The sequence below is a fragment of the Nonomuraea sp. NPDC050022 genome (assembly GCF_044460705.1).
Lineage (GTDB): Bacteria > Actinomycetota > Actinomycetes > Streptosporangiales > Streptosporangiaceae > Nonomuraea.
This window is the reverse complement of sequence record NZ_JBITKE010000015.1, coordinates 242,818-257,014: the sequence shown is the minus strand read 5'-3', so window position 1 is coordinate 257,014 and position 14,197 is coordinate 242,818. Positions and strand designations below refer to the sequence as shown.

The 14,197-nt window shown below is 67.8% G+C and carries 11 protein-coding genes; 8 read left to right on the top strand and 3 right to left on the bottom strand.

Annotated features, from left to right (window positions below; all coding sequences use genetic code 11):
- Positions 1-735: 735 nt before the first annotated feature.
- From ACIBO2_RS48530 to ACIBO2_RS48520, 3 genes are read left to right on the top strand one after another with little or no spacing between them, the layout of a single operon-like run.
- The gene (locus tag ACIBO2_RS48530; RefSeq protein WP_397304499.1) at positions 736-1,047 is read left to right on the top strand and encodes a DUF4244 domain-containing protein; all 312 of its coding nucleotides are present in this window, start codon (positions 736-738) and stop codon (positions 1,045-1,047) included.
- Positions 1,044-1,574: a TadE family type IV pilus minor pilin gene (locus tag ACIBO2_RS48525; RefSeq protein WP_358546748.1), complete on the top strand. Its 531-nt coding sequence runs from the start codon at positions 1,044-1,046 to the stop codon at positions 1,572-1,574. Before ACIBO2_RS48530 ends, ACIBO2_RS48525 begins: the two co-directional genes overlap by 4 nt.
- Complete coding sequence (locus ACIBO2_RS48520) at positions 1,511-2,080, top strand: Rv3654c family TadE-like protein (RefSeq protein ID WP_358546745.1); 570 nt, start codon at positions 1,511-1,513, stop codon at positions 2,078-2,080. The genes ACIBO2_RS48525 and ACIBO2_RS48520 overlap by 64 nt, the downstream gene beginning before the upstream one ends.
- Here the strand turns inward: ACIBO2_RS48520 and ACIBO2_RS48515 are convergent.
- Positions 2,061-2,804, bottom strand: a complete 744-nt coding sequence (locus ACIBO2_RS48515) for a class I SAM-dependent methyltransferase (RefSeq protein WP_397304498.1) — start codon at positions 2,802-2,804, stop codon at positions 2,061-2,063. The genes ACIBO2_RS48520 and ACIBO2_RS48515 overlap by 20 nt on opposite strands.
- A gap of 1,208 nt (positions 2,805-4,012) precedes the next feature.
- Here ACIBO2_RS48515 and ACIBO2_RS48510 point away from each other — a divergent pair.
- Entirely contained in the window at positions 4,013-6,085 is a 2,073-nt protein-coding gene (locus tag ACIBO2_RS48510; RefSeq protein ID WP_397304497.1) for a hypothetical protein, read from the top strand.
- Positions 6,086-6,357: 272 nt separating this feature from the next.
- Here ACIBO2_RS48510 and ACIBO2_RS48505 read toward each other — a convergent pair whose 3' ends face one another.
- Positions 6,358-6,771: a VOC family protein gene (locus ACIBO2_RS48505; protein ID WP_397304496.1), complete on the bottom strand. Its 414-nt coding sequence runs from the start codon at positions 6,769-6,771 to the stop codon at positions 6,358-6,360.
- Positions 6,772-6,849: 78 nt separating this feature from the next.
- Here ACIBO2_RS48505 and ACIBO2_RS48500 point away from each other — a divergent pair, with 78 nt between their 5' ends.
- Positions 6,850-7,440 carry a TetR/AcrR family transcriptional regulator gene (locus tag ACIBO2_RS48500; protein ID WP_397304525.1) on the top strand — a complete coding sequence of 197 codons (591 nt, stop codon included), beginning with the start codon at positions 6,850-6,852 and terminating at the stop codon, positions 7,438-7,440.
- Between the two features lie 218 nt (positions 7,441-7,658).
- On the opposite strand, the gene ACIBO2_RS48495 is transcribed toward ACIBO2_RS48500, so the two are convergent.
- Positions 7,659-9,944 (bottom strand): DEAD/DEAH box helicase, encoded by a 2,286-nt coding sequence (locus tag ACIBO2_RS48495; RefSeq protein WP_397304495.1) that lies wholly within the window; start codon positions 9,942-9,944, stop codon positions 7,659-7,661.
- A 408-nt stretch (positions 9,945-10,352) separates the two neighbouring features.
- Here ACIBO2_RS48495 and ACIBO2_RS48490 point away from each other — a divergent pair, with 408 nt between their 5' ends.
- The 3 genes from ACIBO2_RS48490 (at position 10,353) to ACIBO2_RS48480 (ending at position 14,135) form a co-directional block, all read left to right on the top strand.
- Positions 10,353-10,703 (top strand): STAS domain-containing protein, encoded by a 351-nt coding sequence (locus ACIBO2_RS48490; RefSeq protein ID WP_020542579.1) that lies wholly within the window; start codon positions 10,353-10,355, stop codon positions 10,701-10,703.
- A 2-nt stretch (positions 10,704-10,705) separates the two neighbouring features.
- Positions 10,706-11,134: an ATP-binding protein gene (locus tag ACIBO2_RS48485; RefSeq protein ID WP_397304494.1), complete on the top strand. Its 429-nt coding sequence runs from the start codon at positions 10,706-10,708 to the stop codon at positions 11,132-11,134.
- Positions 11,135-11,816: 682 nt separating this feature from the next.
- The gene (locus ACIBO2_RS48480; RefSeq protein WP_358546732.1) at positions 11,817-14,135 is read left to right on the top strand and encodes a sodium-translocating pyrophosphatase; all 2,319 of its coding nucleotides are present in this window, start codon (positions 11,817-11,819) and stop codon (positions 14,133-14,135) included.
- Positions 14,136-14,197: the final 62 nt, after the last annotated feature.

Sequence of the window (14,197 nt, the reverse complement as noted above, 5' to 3'; positions counted from 1 at the left end):
CGCGAAAAACGGGGCGAGTGCCTCGTCGGCCGTTCAACCCCGAATTCCTCGATGGCCAGCCGAGCTGGCGTAAGAACAGGACGGTCTTTGCTGACCGGCCCGGTTGGCTCCTCCGAGCCTCGCCTGCGCGGCCCCGATCGCCAGCGGTGGCCCCGGCGCCTGCGCGGTGCCCGATTGCCAGCGGTGGCCCCGGCGCCTGCGCGGTGCCCGATTGCCAGCGGGGACCTCGACGCCTGCGCGGTGCCCGATTGCCAGCGGGGACCTCGACGCTTACTGACGCCACCGCATCGCGTTGGAGCACCCCTGTGCCTACCGCTAACGCGTCGGATACGCCTCTCACGGCCTGACCTGCCTTGCCGTGCTCCTCCAGAAGGCCCGCACCCAGAAGGCCCGCACCCGGCTCGTAAGGCGCTCTGTACGCCTCTGAGGTCGCTGGGGGTCCCAATGGCCGGTTTGGGTACGCGACCGCCTGCGCGCTCATTCAGACGGGCATGGACATGCGCGGGTAGGGCTGCCGAGCACCTACGCGTACCGGATCGACATCAGGAAGCACGCGGAGAGACCAACTGTCGCAAGACGGGCAGTGCGCCCATAAACATCCAGGTCAGCCCACTGCCTATGGGGGCAGTCCGACGTTTTCCACAGAACGTCGTTCGGCTCATCCGCCGCACGCAGCCTTGAGCCACTGTTGGACCCACGCCGGACGACACCCGGCTCCGATCACCTGGAGGCACCATGCACCATGCGGCAACCACCCCGAACGCCGCCGCCATACCGCTACAAGACCCGCCGATCGCCATACCGCCACAAGACCCCCCGACCGCCAAGGCGGCCAGCCCAGCCGTTCGCCACCACGGCTGGCTCGCCGACAGGTGGGCCCGTTGTTCGGGACCACACCGCGAGCGCGGCATGTCCACAGCCGAATATGCCGTAGGCACGATCGCCGCGTGCGCCTTCGCGGCGCTGCTGTTCAAGGTGGTCAGCAGCCCCGAGGTGCATGAGATGCTCTCGAAACTCATCGACAAGGCGCTCAACACAGCCGGATGACCCCGCCCCGAACTGCGACCTCCAAGCGCGTGAAGCGGCCGACATCACGTATGAGACGGTCGGCCTCGCACGTGAAGCGATCTGTAGTGCGTCGTAAACGGCGGACATCACGTCCGAGGCGGTCGGTGTCGCTCGTGAAGCGATGTGTATGGCGTCGTAAGCGGCCAACATCGCTGATGAAGTGGCGGTCGACGTCGCGCGGCTCCGTGACCGCCGAGACCGCTATGGTCCTGCCCGCGCTCATGGTCGTCTTGGCCGCCGCATTGTGGGCGATCCAAGCAGTTGGGGTCCAACTGGAATGCGTCGACGCGGCCCGCGCGGCAGCCCGGGCCGCAGCCAGAGGCGAGCCACTGGACGAAGTACGCGAACTCGTACGATCCGCCACCCGCCCCAACGCACAGGTGGACATCAGCCGCAGCCCGGAGAGCACAAGAGTAGAGATCTCGGTGGAGGTAGGACCAGCATGGGGAGCGTCCCTGCCCGCAGTACAAGTGGCCGCCTCCGCGACAGCCGACACGGAGTCATGACGCGCGGGCGCAGCTCGGCGAAGAAGTATCGAGCGGCAACATTCGTCAAGCGAGCAGACCGGGGCTCCGCGACATTATGGGGCGTTGCGCTCATGGGCCTGCTCATGGCAGTCGCAACGGCCCTCGCCACTGTGGGCTCCGTACGCGTCGCCCGCCATCACGTACACGACGCAGCCGACCTGAGCGCACTTGCGGCGGCGAGGCTGGCAATCTTCGATCCCCAGGCAGCCTGCGACAGAGCGAAGACCGTAGCCGCGAAAAACGGCGCCCACCTCCTCCAATGCACGCTCACAGGAGAAATCGCGGAGGTCCGAACCTCATTGACCATCACCCTGCCCGCCTTAGGAACCCGAACCCTCACCGGCAGGGCCCGCGCCGGCCCAAGCGGGTACCCGGTCGTGGCGGAGTGCGCCTCCGGTGCGTACGTGGGAAGACCTTGTCCGGCCGTCCCTCCTGGCCGGACAGACCTCGCACCACTGAGTAAGGTTAGATCCTCGTACCACTGAGTAATAGGAAGAGCGGCACACGGCGACGGCGCGCCAACTCGGCCAAGTCGCCGTCGAACCGCTCTTCCTGAGGGGCGCACTCACGCAGAGCCGACAGTGCAAACCCGGCGTTCATCAGCGCAGCTACATAGTCCTCAACAGTCCGGTGAAACCAGATGACACTGTCGCCCAACCAGTTTCGCAGCCGGGGGCCCTTGAGGAAGTAGTCATCGACGATCCAGTTCGTGCGCGGCTTCCCCGTCCCGGCGTCGTATGAGCTGAGAACGGGATGAACTACCGAAAGAATGATCCGCCCACCAGGCGAAAGGCATGCCTGGCAAGCCGTCAGTACCGCTTCCAGATCCTCGACGTAGTGCAGGGCCAGACGAGAAATGATCAGATCAAACGAAGAGGGCGGAGCGGAAAAGTCCTCCATGTCCGCTCGCTCAGCCCGCCCACAGGTGCCCCGCAGAGTCGCATTGGCCGCCTCCACCATGGCTGCCGAGCCATCCAGACCCAGGTAGCTACGACAGCCGGCGTCCAGCAGAGTCTGTCCGATGGCCGCATCCCCGCAGCCGAGATCCAAAACCCGCAGACCGGTGACCGTGCCAAGGACATCCAGTAGTGCTGGTTCCTCCATGACGTGGTTTGGGCTCATTGCCCCACTGTGACGATGGTCCCGATACCTCTGGAAGATCTTGGGCGAGTCGTAGAAGGAACCACCACGCTGGGATGCAGCAGTCACGATGCGGAGTCTAGATCAATCGGTCGGCCTGACGACACGCTGGTAAGGCGGCACCGAGAGCGGCGCTTGGGACAGTACGGAGAGCGGCGCTGTGGTGGGCGGAGGCGTGGATGCGTTTCCGCCCTGGACCCTGGACCCTGGCCCCGATCCCGGTCCTGGGTCTTGATCCAGGCCCCGGTTCTGGTTCCTAGACCTGCGCCGTGAGTCTGCGGGCTGTGGGCCTCGGTTTAAGGTGGCCCATGATTCTGGGCATGGAGTGGATCTCCGCTCCATGCTGAGCGCGTCCCCTGCTGGCGGCGTAGAGCCGGGAAGAGACCGGTTTTTAGCGCAAAGTTCGTAAAAGCAGGAGCGTTTTTCACTTACACGAACAATGTGACTTGTGGGGCTGTCGGGGCTAGGTCGCAATCGAATTACGGTTTCTTGGACAGAGTGTCCAAGAGTTGGATGGCTCACATAAGCTTCCGCTTACTCGAGAGTCCATGCCGTCTGGGGTCGGAGTCTGGGATGGCCCGGATCTGAGCCGCTAGGGTGCGGGTTCAGGGCGGTCGATGATCGACATCGGCCAAGCGGACTGCATTCCGGTCGTCGCGTGAGCGCCCCATGGTGGTCAGGCGGCGCGAGGTATGAACTGTCGTCGGCACTCGCCACGCGAGCCGGTGGTTGCCTTTAGAACTGTTGTTGGATTTCTCTGGCTTGATCGGTTGCGACGGTTGGTAATCGTGAGGTAATTTTCTGTCACAGCCGGGTGCCTGACTGGCGCTCGGTCCCCGCCCCCGTTGGTGTCCACATCAACGGGACAGCGTCCGGCGGGGCGGTGGCCCAAGGGGCGCACTTCCTCCAGAGGTGCGCAGTCAGGCCCTGACAACGCGGTTCTCAACCACGGTCCGCCCGGCTTGCCGGACGGACGCGGCTTCGGCTTCCACCGGATCACTACCCGGCCCCGGTCGGGTGCGACGAGGCTACGCCGATGTCCGTTTTACTCAGGTAAACACAGGGAACCGAAGACGCTCTCTATGGAGGGAAGCGCCGTGACGGTTGGCAGGGCGATAGTCGCGACGGCGGTCGTGGCGGGAACCATCGTGCTCGGTGGGTCCGCTCAGGCGGCCGTGGTGGCGCGGCAAGGCGCGGGCTCCGGGGAGATCACGTCTCCGTCCGACGGTCAGGTGGTCACGAGTGGATCCGTGCCAATCTCAGCGCATACCGGGTTAATGCAGCTCAACATGGGCGTGTACGTGGAGGGCCCCTCGACCACCAGGCAGAAGGTCGCCGGTGGGGGTGCCAACCAGACGATTTCCGGGACGTTCGATGCGGGCAGCGCACCCAACGGGACCTTCAATGTGGTCCTCAAGGGTGAGATCACCGGCAGCACCTACGCGACGAGCACCTTCAAGCTGAGGCGGCCCGCCGCCGCGCCGGACAACGTCGCCGCGGCCCTGCAGGGGACCGAGAAGATCGTGGTGACCTGGAGCAAGGGCTCGGAGCCGGACCTCCAGTCGTACGAGGTGGCAACCAGCCAGTCCGGCATCGTGGGCAGGCTGCCCGCCGACAGCGCCTGCTCCGGATCATCGTGCAAGGCCGTGCTCGCCATACCGACCAAGGCGGCGGGGCAGCGGGTGGGCTTCACCGTGAAGGCGTTCAGGGGGGACGGCGATGGCGGGTCGATCGAGTCCGGCAATTCTGGCGCCGCGTACGTGACCATCCCCGCACCGCCGACTGCCCAACCGAAGAAGACCGCCACGAAACAGGCGACCCCGGGCACCAAGAAGGGCGTTGAGACGCTGCCCACGCTGCCCGCCAAGAAGCACGCGCAGTCCACGGTCGCGCCCACGCACAAGGCGACCACGACGAAGAAGACCGACAAGCTCCCCGCCATGCCGGACACCGACCCCAAGGGCAATCTCCCGATTCCGACCGCCGACACCACCGGGGATTCGGGCAAGACCGACGGCCTCGCTCCGAACGGCACCACAGGCGACGCCGACTCCGCTGCCATCGATTCCAAGGTGAAGGCCCAGTCGTCGGAGTCGGCCGCCGGCGGCATCGGCCAGTACGGCCTGTACGTCGCAGGCGGGCTCGTCTTGCTGCTGCTGGCCGCACACGGAGGCGCGTGGGCGCGTCGCCGGTCTCTCGCCGCCGCTGGTGCCGGGGGTTCGGTGCCGCACTCGGCTGCTGCTTCGCCAAGTCCCGGCATTTCCGCTCAGCACAGTACGGATAGCGTCCCGCCCACCACTTCGGTACCCCGGCGCCCTGCCGTGGTGCTGGCAGTCGCCAAGGTCCGACCGGCCAGTGAGCGTACGCAGTCCCCTGAACAGTCTCGCTCGCCGGAGCGGTCCGGCGCTCAGACGCCTGAGCGTTCGCGCGGGTCAGAGCGGCTTGGTGCCCAGGCTCCCGGGGCCTCGCGTACGCCACCAGGACGCTCCGGCGCGCAGACGCCCGCACGGTCCCGAATGCGGGCACTGGAATCCCAGATGCAGGCACTGGAACACCCTGGCTCGGCGGTGTTCGACCGACCCAGCTCGGGGGTGCCCGAACAGCGCGGTGTGGCATCGTCCGATCGCTTCAACCCGACAGCGTCTGACCTGCCGGCCACGCCGTCCGCGGCACGGCGTTACGCGGAGGGGCCGAGTGCCGGTCGGGGTTACGGGCCGGTGCCGGGGCAGGCTCGTGCGCAGGTACGCGCCGCCCTCCCGCTGCACCTCAGCGACGCCGACATGCGGGCTGTTGATCCGGATGATCGGGCGTCCGGCGGTCAGGATGGTCGGACGGATGCTGGGCAGGTCTCGTGGGCGTCCAGCGGCCAGGATGGCCAAGTGGATGCTGGGCAGGCTTCCAGGGCGTCCGGCGGTCAGGATGGCGGGGCGGGCGCTGGGCAGGTTTCGTGGGCGTCCGGGGATTGGGACGGCCGAGCGGATGCCGGTCGAAATGACCGGGTGTCTGTCGATCAGGACGGTTGGAGGGGAGCGGTTCAGGGCGACCGAGAGCCCTTCGACCAGCTCGGTCGGATGCGTCCTGAGCTGGACGGTCGAACGGTGCGTCAGGAGCCCGTACGGATCGCGCTGCCCAGCTCGGCCGTGATCGAGGTGCCCGAGTCGGCCGCCGCCGTCACGCCGCCCGCGGTACGGATCGAGGAGCGTTGGGACGACTACCTGCCCCCTGCGCCCAGGGCGATGGAGGACAGTGGCTTCTGGGAGCGTCCGCAGCCCGGAGCGGGTGACTTCTGGGCGGCTGACGACGACGAGAACGCCTTCGCGGGCCACCGCCATCGCGGCGGCGATAGCTAACTCACGACCAACCCACCAAGTCCTCCGAAGGAGTCGGCCGGTGGGAGCACCTGCCTCGGCTGGCGCTAGCCATTCGCCGGGTTCCTCCGCGTTGAGGGCGTGCCTGAGGCGATCGGCCTTGCCGAGATCATCGGTATGCCGTCGGACTTTGAGTCCCTGACCTGGGCACTGATGTGGTGGGTGAGGTCATCTGGCACAGTGAGCCAGCCGTTGTTGAGCCGAGGTCGAACGGGCTCTGTCGTGCGTCAAAGGGCTGCGGATCCTTGTGAATCCTAAGTCCGGTACTGGCCGGCGTACTCGGCGGTGGGAACCGTGGGTGTGATGACGTCGATGAGCACTCCGTTGGGGTCGGCCACGATGAAGTGCCGCTGTCCGAAATCCTCGCTGCGCGGTTCGAGCACGGCCGGCAGACCTCCCCGTACCACGAGCCGTTCCCACTCCCCGTCCACGTCCTCGACCTCGAAGTTGAGCAGCAGCCCCTGAACGTGCGCGCGGTGGCCCTCGGGCAGCGTGGGATGGCGGTGGTCGAGAAGGGCCAGCTCGTACGGCGGGGTCCCGGGCCGGCGCAGACTCACGTACCAGTCCGCCTCGAACGTCGCCTCGAACCCGAACCACCCGACATAGAAGTCCCGGGACTCCCGCAGCAGGGAGGTGCAGAGGACCGGATAGAAGCTGGTCAGCATCACGGAAAGCTCCTTCGCATACCGATGGTATGTCAAGCTACGCTATTGGCATACCATCGGTACGTCAACAGGGGTGACGCGATGCGCCAGGGCAGCAGGATCGAGCAGCGCGAGCAGACCAGGCGGATTCTGGTACGCGAGGGCAGGCTGTTGTTCGCGAGCCGGGGCTACGGGGCGGTGGGCCTGTCGCAGATCGTCGCCGCTGCCGGGGTGACCAAGGGTGCGCTGTACCACCACTTCGGGAGCAAGGCCGACCTGTTCCGTACGGTCCTGGAGCAGGTGCAGGGGGAGGTGGCCGAGACGGTGGCCGCGACCGCCGAGGTCCAGGACGACCCATGGGAGCAACTGGTGGCCGGGTGCCGGGCGTTCCTCGCAGCCTGCACCGATCCGGACATCCAGCGGATCATGCTCATCGACGGCCCCGCGGTCCTGGGCTGGAGCGAGTGGCGCGCGCTGGACGAGGCCGCCTCCGCCCGCCATCTGGCCGAGGCGCTCTCCGGCCTCATCGAGGCAGGGATCATCGCACGACAGCCGGTGGCCCCGCTGACTCACCTGCTGTCGGGGGCGATGAACGAGGCCGCTCTGTGGCTGGCCGGCTCCGGAGATCCCGGCGACCTGGACGACGTGTGGGCCGCCTTGTCCAGGATCCTGCAGGGGCTGCGCCTCAAGTGAGCGCGCCTATCGTTGCGTTCTACGAGTGAGCCTGGCTAGTGCTAGCGCGCCAGGGACCCGAAGGAATGCGGTCAGTGGGTGGTCTCGCCTTGCCCAACCCGCCAACGACCTCGGAGGAATCGGCCAGCGGGTGCTCTCGCACCTACGGGCCACCCGGCGGGATACCCCCTTCGGGGGAGAGGGGGCGGACACCCGGCGAAACGTTCGTCGACGCCGGACTAGCTTGCGGCGGGAGCGGAGCGTAGCAAGGTGTCCAAAAGGTGGATGGCGCCGCGCTTGTCCAGGGGCTCGTTGCCGTTGCCGCATTTGGGGGACTGGATGCAGGATGGGCAGCCGCGTTCGCATTCGCAGGAGGCGATGGCCTCGCGGGTGGCCGTGAGCCAGTCGGTGGCACGGGCGTAGCCGCGTTCGGCGAATCCCGCGCCTCCCTCGTGGCCGTCGTACACGAACACCGTCAGCAGGCCCGTGTCCGCGTGGAGTTCCGTGGACACGCCGCCGATGTCCCAGCGGTCGCAGGTGGCGAAGAGGGGGAGCAGGCCGATGGCGGCGTGTTCGGCGGCGTGGGCGGCGCCGCCCAGGTCGAAGCCCTCCTCGGCCAGGGCGGCGACTTCTGAGGCGGGGAGCGTCCACCAGACCGCGCGGGTGCGGAGGGTACGCGGCGGGAGGTCCAGGGGCTCGTCGCCGAGCATCTCGCCGGACTGGAGGCGGCGTTTGAGGTACGAGACCACCTGCCTGGTCACCTCCACCTCACCGAAGTGGAGGCTGCCGGGGCCGAGGTCGTGCGAACGCAGGGAGGCGAGCACCGAGATCTCCGTCACGTCGCGCGCGAACGTCGTGTAGTCGGGCTCCGCACCGCCCACCAGGGCGACGCCGGCTTCGAGGTCGAGGAGCTCCACCAGGTACGTCTCACCCTGATGCAGGTAGACGGCGCCGGTGTGGACGGTGGTGTGGGCGGACGGCTCGTCCACGCTGCCGAGGAGGCGGCCGGTCGCGGACTCCACGACCTGGATGGGCGCCCCTCCGCCGCCCCTGATATCGGCCAGGTCGGTGGCACGTTCGCGCTTGGTCCAGAACCAGCCTGCGGGGCGCTTCCTGAGCAGGCCCTCGGTGACCAGGTCGTCGAGGACGTTCGGGGTGGTGGGGCCGAAGACGGGCAGGTCGGCGTCGGTCAGCGGGATCTCCGCGGCGGCGGCGCAGAGGTGGGGGCCGAGGACGTACGGGTTGTCCGGGTCGAGCACGATCGCCTCTACAGGCTGACCGAAAAGGGCCTGGGGGTGGTGTACGAGGTAGGTGTCGAGGGGGTCGTCCCTCGCGATGAGTACGGCGAGTGCCTCCTGGCCGTCGCGGCCGGCTCGGCCCGCCTGCTGCCAGAGGGAGGCGCGGGTGCCCGGCCAGCCGGCGATCAGGACGGCGTCCAGGCCGGAGACGTCCACGCCGAGCTCAAGGGCGTTGGTGGTGGCCAGGCCCATGATGGAGCCCGAGCGGAGGGCCTTCTCCAGGAGCCTGCGGTCTTCGGCGAGGTATCCGGCCCGGTAGGCGGCGATCCGGTCTGGAAGGGCAGCCCAGTCGGCGGACTCGGACTCGGACTCGGGCACGGGCACGGGCACGGACGCTCCCCAGGACAGCGCGCCCTGCTCTGAGCCTGGTGGAGCGGTGCCCTGGTCTGAGGGCGGTGGGGTGGTGCTGGGGGTGGGGAGCGCGCCGGGGTTACCCCCTGCGGGGGCGGAGGCCGTGCTCGATGAGCCGTCAACCGGGGTCCCGGCCAGGGAGAAGGCGACGTCGGCGAGTTTGGCGCGGGCGGTCAGGGCGACTGTCTCGGCGCCGCGCCGGGAGCGGACGAAGGCGAGGGTGCGGACCTTCGCCAGGACGAGGTCCGTCAGGAGGTCCGCGGCCTCGGCGGTGGCTGTGCGGCGCACCGGAGCGCCTCTCTCGCCCCGTAGTTCGGTCAGGGGCGGCTCCCAGAGCGCGATGGTCGTCGCACCCTTGGGAGACCCGTCCGACGTCACCTCGGCCATCTCAAGCCCCGTCAGCCGCATCGCGAACGCCCCCGGCTCGCTGGCCGTCGCTGAGGCCAGCAGGAAGACGGGCTGCGAGCCGTAGCGGGCGCAGACGCGGCGCAGGCGGCGCAGGATCTGGGCCACGTGCGAGCCGAACACTCCGCGGTAGCCATGGCACTCGTCCACCACGACCATCCGCAGCCGCCGGAAGAACGACGACCACTGGGCGTGCCGGGGCAGGATGCTGCGGTGCAGCATGTCGGGATTTGTTAGTACGTAGTTGGCGTGCTGCCTGATCCAGGTACGTTCCTCGAACGGCGTGTCGCCGTCGAAGCAGGCCGCGCGGAGCTGGGTGACGCGGAGCTCGCGGAGGCCGCGGAGCTGGTCGGCGGCCAGGGCCTTGGTAGGCGTGAGGTAAAGGACCGTGCCGCCGTCGAGGCAGGAGGCGACGGCCGGAGTGAGGTACGCGAGCGACTTCCCGGACGCTGTTCCAGTGGAAATGATCACATTTCGGCCACGATGGGCCAGGTCAGCGGCTTCGTACTGGTGGGGCCACAATCCCGGGATTCCGCGGTTCGCCAAGCGCGTAACCAGGAGTTCCGGCGCCCATTTCGGCCAACCCACTTGACCCGCCTGACGTGCTGGAACATGCTCCACATGAGTGACGCGCTCATGACGTGCGGGAACACCGAGCAGGTGACCGAGGAGTGGACCTGGCCGGTGTGGGGAGGAAGCGGAGGAAGTCACTGTTTCCAGTCTGCATCCGTGGGCAAAGTCGCCGGGAATCGTGATTTCGTATAGACACAAGCCAGACGCGTGGTTGAATGCCGCGCGTCAGGGTCAGACGGTCTGGAGCCCCGTTCCAGACTGCCAGGCCCGCAAGGGTACTTTCGCAGGCGAGGCGCTGGAGGATCTGTGGATCTGAAGTTGGATCACCACAACGAGGACCGACTCACCATCGTCGAGGTTGAGGGTGAGATCGATGTCTACACGGCGCCGAGATTGCGTGAGCTCCTCATCGACCTGGTGAACAAGGGCAACTTCCACCTTCTCGTGAACATGGAGAAGGTCGACTTCCTCGACTCGACGGGCCTCGGTGTCCTGGTCGGGGGGCTCAAGCGGGTTCGGGCGCACGACGGTTCGCTCGAGCTGGTGTGCACGCAGGAGCGCATCCTCAAGATCTTCCGGATCACCGGACTGACCAAGGTCTTCGGGATCTACGCTTCGGTCGACGAGGCCAAGGAAGCTCACGGCAAAGACAAGTAGTCATGGCTACCGTCGAGCTGACGTTCAGCGCCCTCCCCGCGCATGTGCGGACCGCCCGGTTGGTCGCGACGGCGATCGCCCGGCGCACCGGCGTGGAGGAGTCACTGCTGGACGAGGTCAGGCTCGCCGTCGGTGAGGCCTGCTCCCGGGCGGTTGAGGCGCATCGCGCGCACTGCCCGGGAGAGCCCATCCGCATCGAGCTGAAAGACGACTCGGGACGGTTCGAGGTCACGGTCAGCGATCAGGCCCCCAGCGACGAGATCAAGCAGGAGCAACCCCTCGATTTGGGCATGCTCTCTGACTCGTTCATGTCGGGGTTCGGCATCGCGGTGATCGCGGGGCTGGCCGACGATGTGGAGGTGTTCCCCAGTCCGAAGGGGATGCGCATCCGCATGAGCTGGCCCGCCGCCACCAATGGCGCGCCGATATAAGACAATCTTTCTTTCTTTTACGGCACGGCACGGTGGGCCCCGCCCGCCGACCGTGGCTGAGCCCTGTCCAGGGGTACGCTCCTCTGGTGATACGGGGCTGGGCGCCGATACGAGGCACGGCACCCATGGCTTCCACAAGCCAACAGCCATAGAGCACTGAGCCACCCGACGGCCATAGGGCGCCAGCCAACAGCTGTAGGGCCGTCGCCGTCTCTTCCGAGTGACCGGCCGGGTCGTGGGCATCCACGGCCCGGCTCCGGCATGTCATCCCGGCCGCTGGCCGCTGAAGGACATCTCCCGGGCGGTTGCGGCCGACTGCCGTGCCCCCACCGTCCGGCTTCGCCCCATCGTCCCTCTGGGATGTCCCAAACTCATGTTTCGGGCGTGTCGTTTCGGGCACCCTGTCATGGCCGTAAACCCGGGGAAATATCGGTTGTCAGATGGCAAATCGCCTTGCTGGCTGGGGATTACTGGGGGATTACTGGACGCGTGGCCAAATAGCGACCGGCAGAGCCTTCATATCCGCGCAGCCCGTGCGTAGACTCCCGGCACCGGCCAAGGTGATCCGGCGAAACTGCGGACTCAACCGGAAGCGGCACCCACAACCCGGATGGTGCCGCACCAGCCCCGCCGATCTTTGCGCACCGCCCGGGCAGGACGACCGGTCTTGCCGAGGAGAACGATGTTTAGGCACATGCTGGCGGTGGAGCCAGCGTCCAATCTGGCCCTGAGCGGTAACAATCTCACCATCGTGATCGTGGTCGCCGCGGTCGCACTGATCGCCCTAGCCGTCGCCGGCGGCCTGGTGCGCGAGGTGCTGTCCGCCGACCCCGGCACGGAGCGCATGCAGGACATCGCCCGTGCCGTACAAGAGGGAGCCGCCGCCTATCTCGCGCGGCAGTTCCGCACGTTGGCGGTCTTCGTCGTCGTGATCCCTTTCCTCCTGCTCCTGCTACCGGGTGAGACCGATGTGCGCATCGGCCGCTCGATCTTCTTCGTGGTCGGGGCGGTATTCTCCGCGCTGACCGGCTTCATGGGCATGTGGCTGGCCGTACGCGGAAACGTACGTGTCGCGGCCGCCGCCCGTGAGGCGGGCGAGAAGCGCGCCATGCGCATCGCCTTCCGTACGGGCGGCGTGGCCGGCATGTTCACCGTGGGCCTCGGCCTGTTCGGTGCGGCCGTCGTCGTCTTCGTCTACCAAGGTGACGCGCCCGGTGTCCTGGAGGGCTTCGGCTTCGGGGCGGCGCTGCTGGCGATGTTCATGCGAGTCGGCGGCGGCATCTTCACCAAGGCCGCCGACGTGGGCGCCGACCTGGTCGGCAAGGTCGAACAGGGCATCCCGGAGGACGATCCGCGTAACGCGGCGACGATCGCCGACAACGTGGGCGACAACGTCGGCGACTGCGCGGGCATGGCCGCCGACCTGTTCGAGTCGTACGCGGTCATGCTGGTCGCCAGCCTCATCCTGGGCAAGGTGGCCTTCGGCGAGCAGGGACTGATCTTCCCGCTGATCGTGCCCATGATCGGCGTGCTCACCGCGATCATCGGCATCTTCGTCACCCGGATGCGCGACGGCGACCGCAGCGGTATGGCCGCCATCAACCGCAGCTTCTTCATCTCCGCCGGGATCTCCGCGGTGCTGGTCGCCGCGGCGGCGTTCTGGTACCTGCCCAGCACCTTCGGCGACCTGACCGGCTCGGCCGTGCAGTCCACCGCCAACCCGCGGCTCATCGCCATCGGCGCGGTGATCATCGGTCTGGTCCTGGCCGGCGCCATTCAGCTGCTGACCGGCTACTTCACCGAGACGACCAGGCGTCCGGTCCGCGAGATCGGCGAGAGCTCGGCCACCGGGCCGGCGACCGTCATCCTGGCGGGCATCAGCGTCGGCCTCGAGTCGGCCGTCTACTCGGCGCTGATCATCGCCGGCGCGGTCTACGGCGCGTTCCTGCTGGGCTTCGGGAACGTGACGATCGCGCTGTTCGCGGTGGCGCTGGCCGGCACCGGCCTGCTGACCACGGTCGGCGTCATCGTCTCGATGGACACCTTCGGCCCGGTCTCCGACAACGCGCAGGGCATCGCCGAGATGTCCGGCGACGTCGAGGGTGAGGGCGCACGCGTGCTCACCAGCCTCGACGCCGTCGGCAACACGACGAAGGCCATCACCAAGGGCATCGCGATCGCCACGGCGGTGCTCGCGGCGACCGCGCTGTTCGGCGCGTTCCGCACGGCCGTGGAGCTGGAGCTCGGCAAGGCGAGCCAGGCGGCCAAGGAGGCGCTCGGCGCGTTCTCCACTTTCAGCCTGAGCATCGACCAGCCCAACGTGCTCGTCGGCCTGGTCATCGGCGCGGCGGTCGTGTTCCTGTTCTCCGGGCTGGCGATCAGCGCGGTCGGGCGAGCCGCGATGCGCGTGGTCTTCGAGGTACGCGACCAGTTCCGCAACCACCCGGGCATCATGGACGGCACCGAGAAGCCCGAGTACGGCCGCGTCGTCGACATCTGCACCCGTGACTCGCTGCGCGAGCTGGCCACGCCCGGCCTGCTGGCGGTCATGACACCGATCGCGGTCGGGTTCGCCCTTGGGTACGCGCCGCTGGGCGCGTTCCTGGCCGGGGCCATCGCCTGCGGCACGCTCATGGCGGTCTTCCTGTCCAACTCGGGCGGTGCCTGGGACAACGCCAAGAAGCTGGTCGAGGACGGTCACCACGGCGGCAAGGGCTCCGAGGCCCACGAGGCCACGATCATCGGTGACACGGTCGGCGACCCCTTCAAGGACACGGCCGGACCGGCCATCAACCCGCTGATCAAGGTGATGAACCTGGTGGCGCTCCTGGTGGCGCCGGCGGTGGTCCTGTACGCGGGCAACCCGGCCCTGCGCATCGGGATCACGGTCGTGGCCGTGGGCGTGGTGGTCGGCGCCATCCTCGTCTCCAAGCGCCGCTCGGTCACCAACGAGTCGGCCAGCAACGACAACAACCGGGAGCACCAGCCGGTGGCTTCCTAGCGATCCCATCCGGACGCCCGCTCCTCCGAGGTCTGGGGGAGCGGGCGTTCCACGTTTCAAGA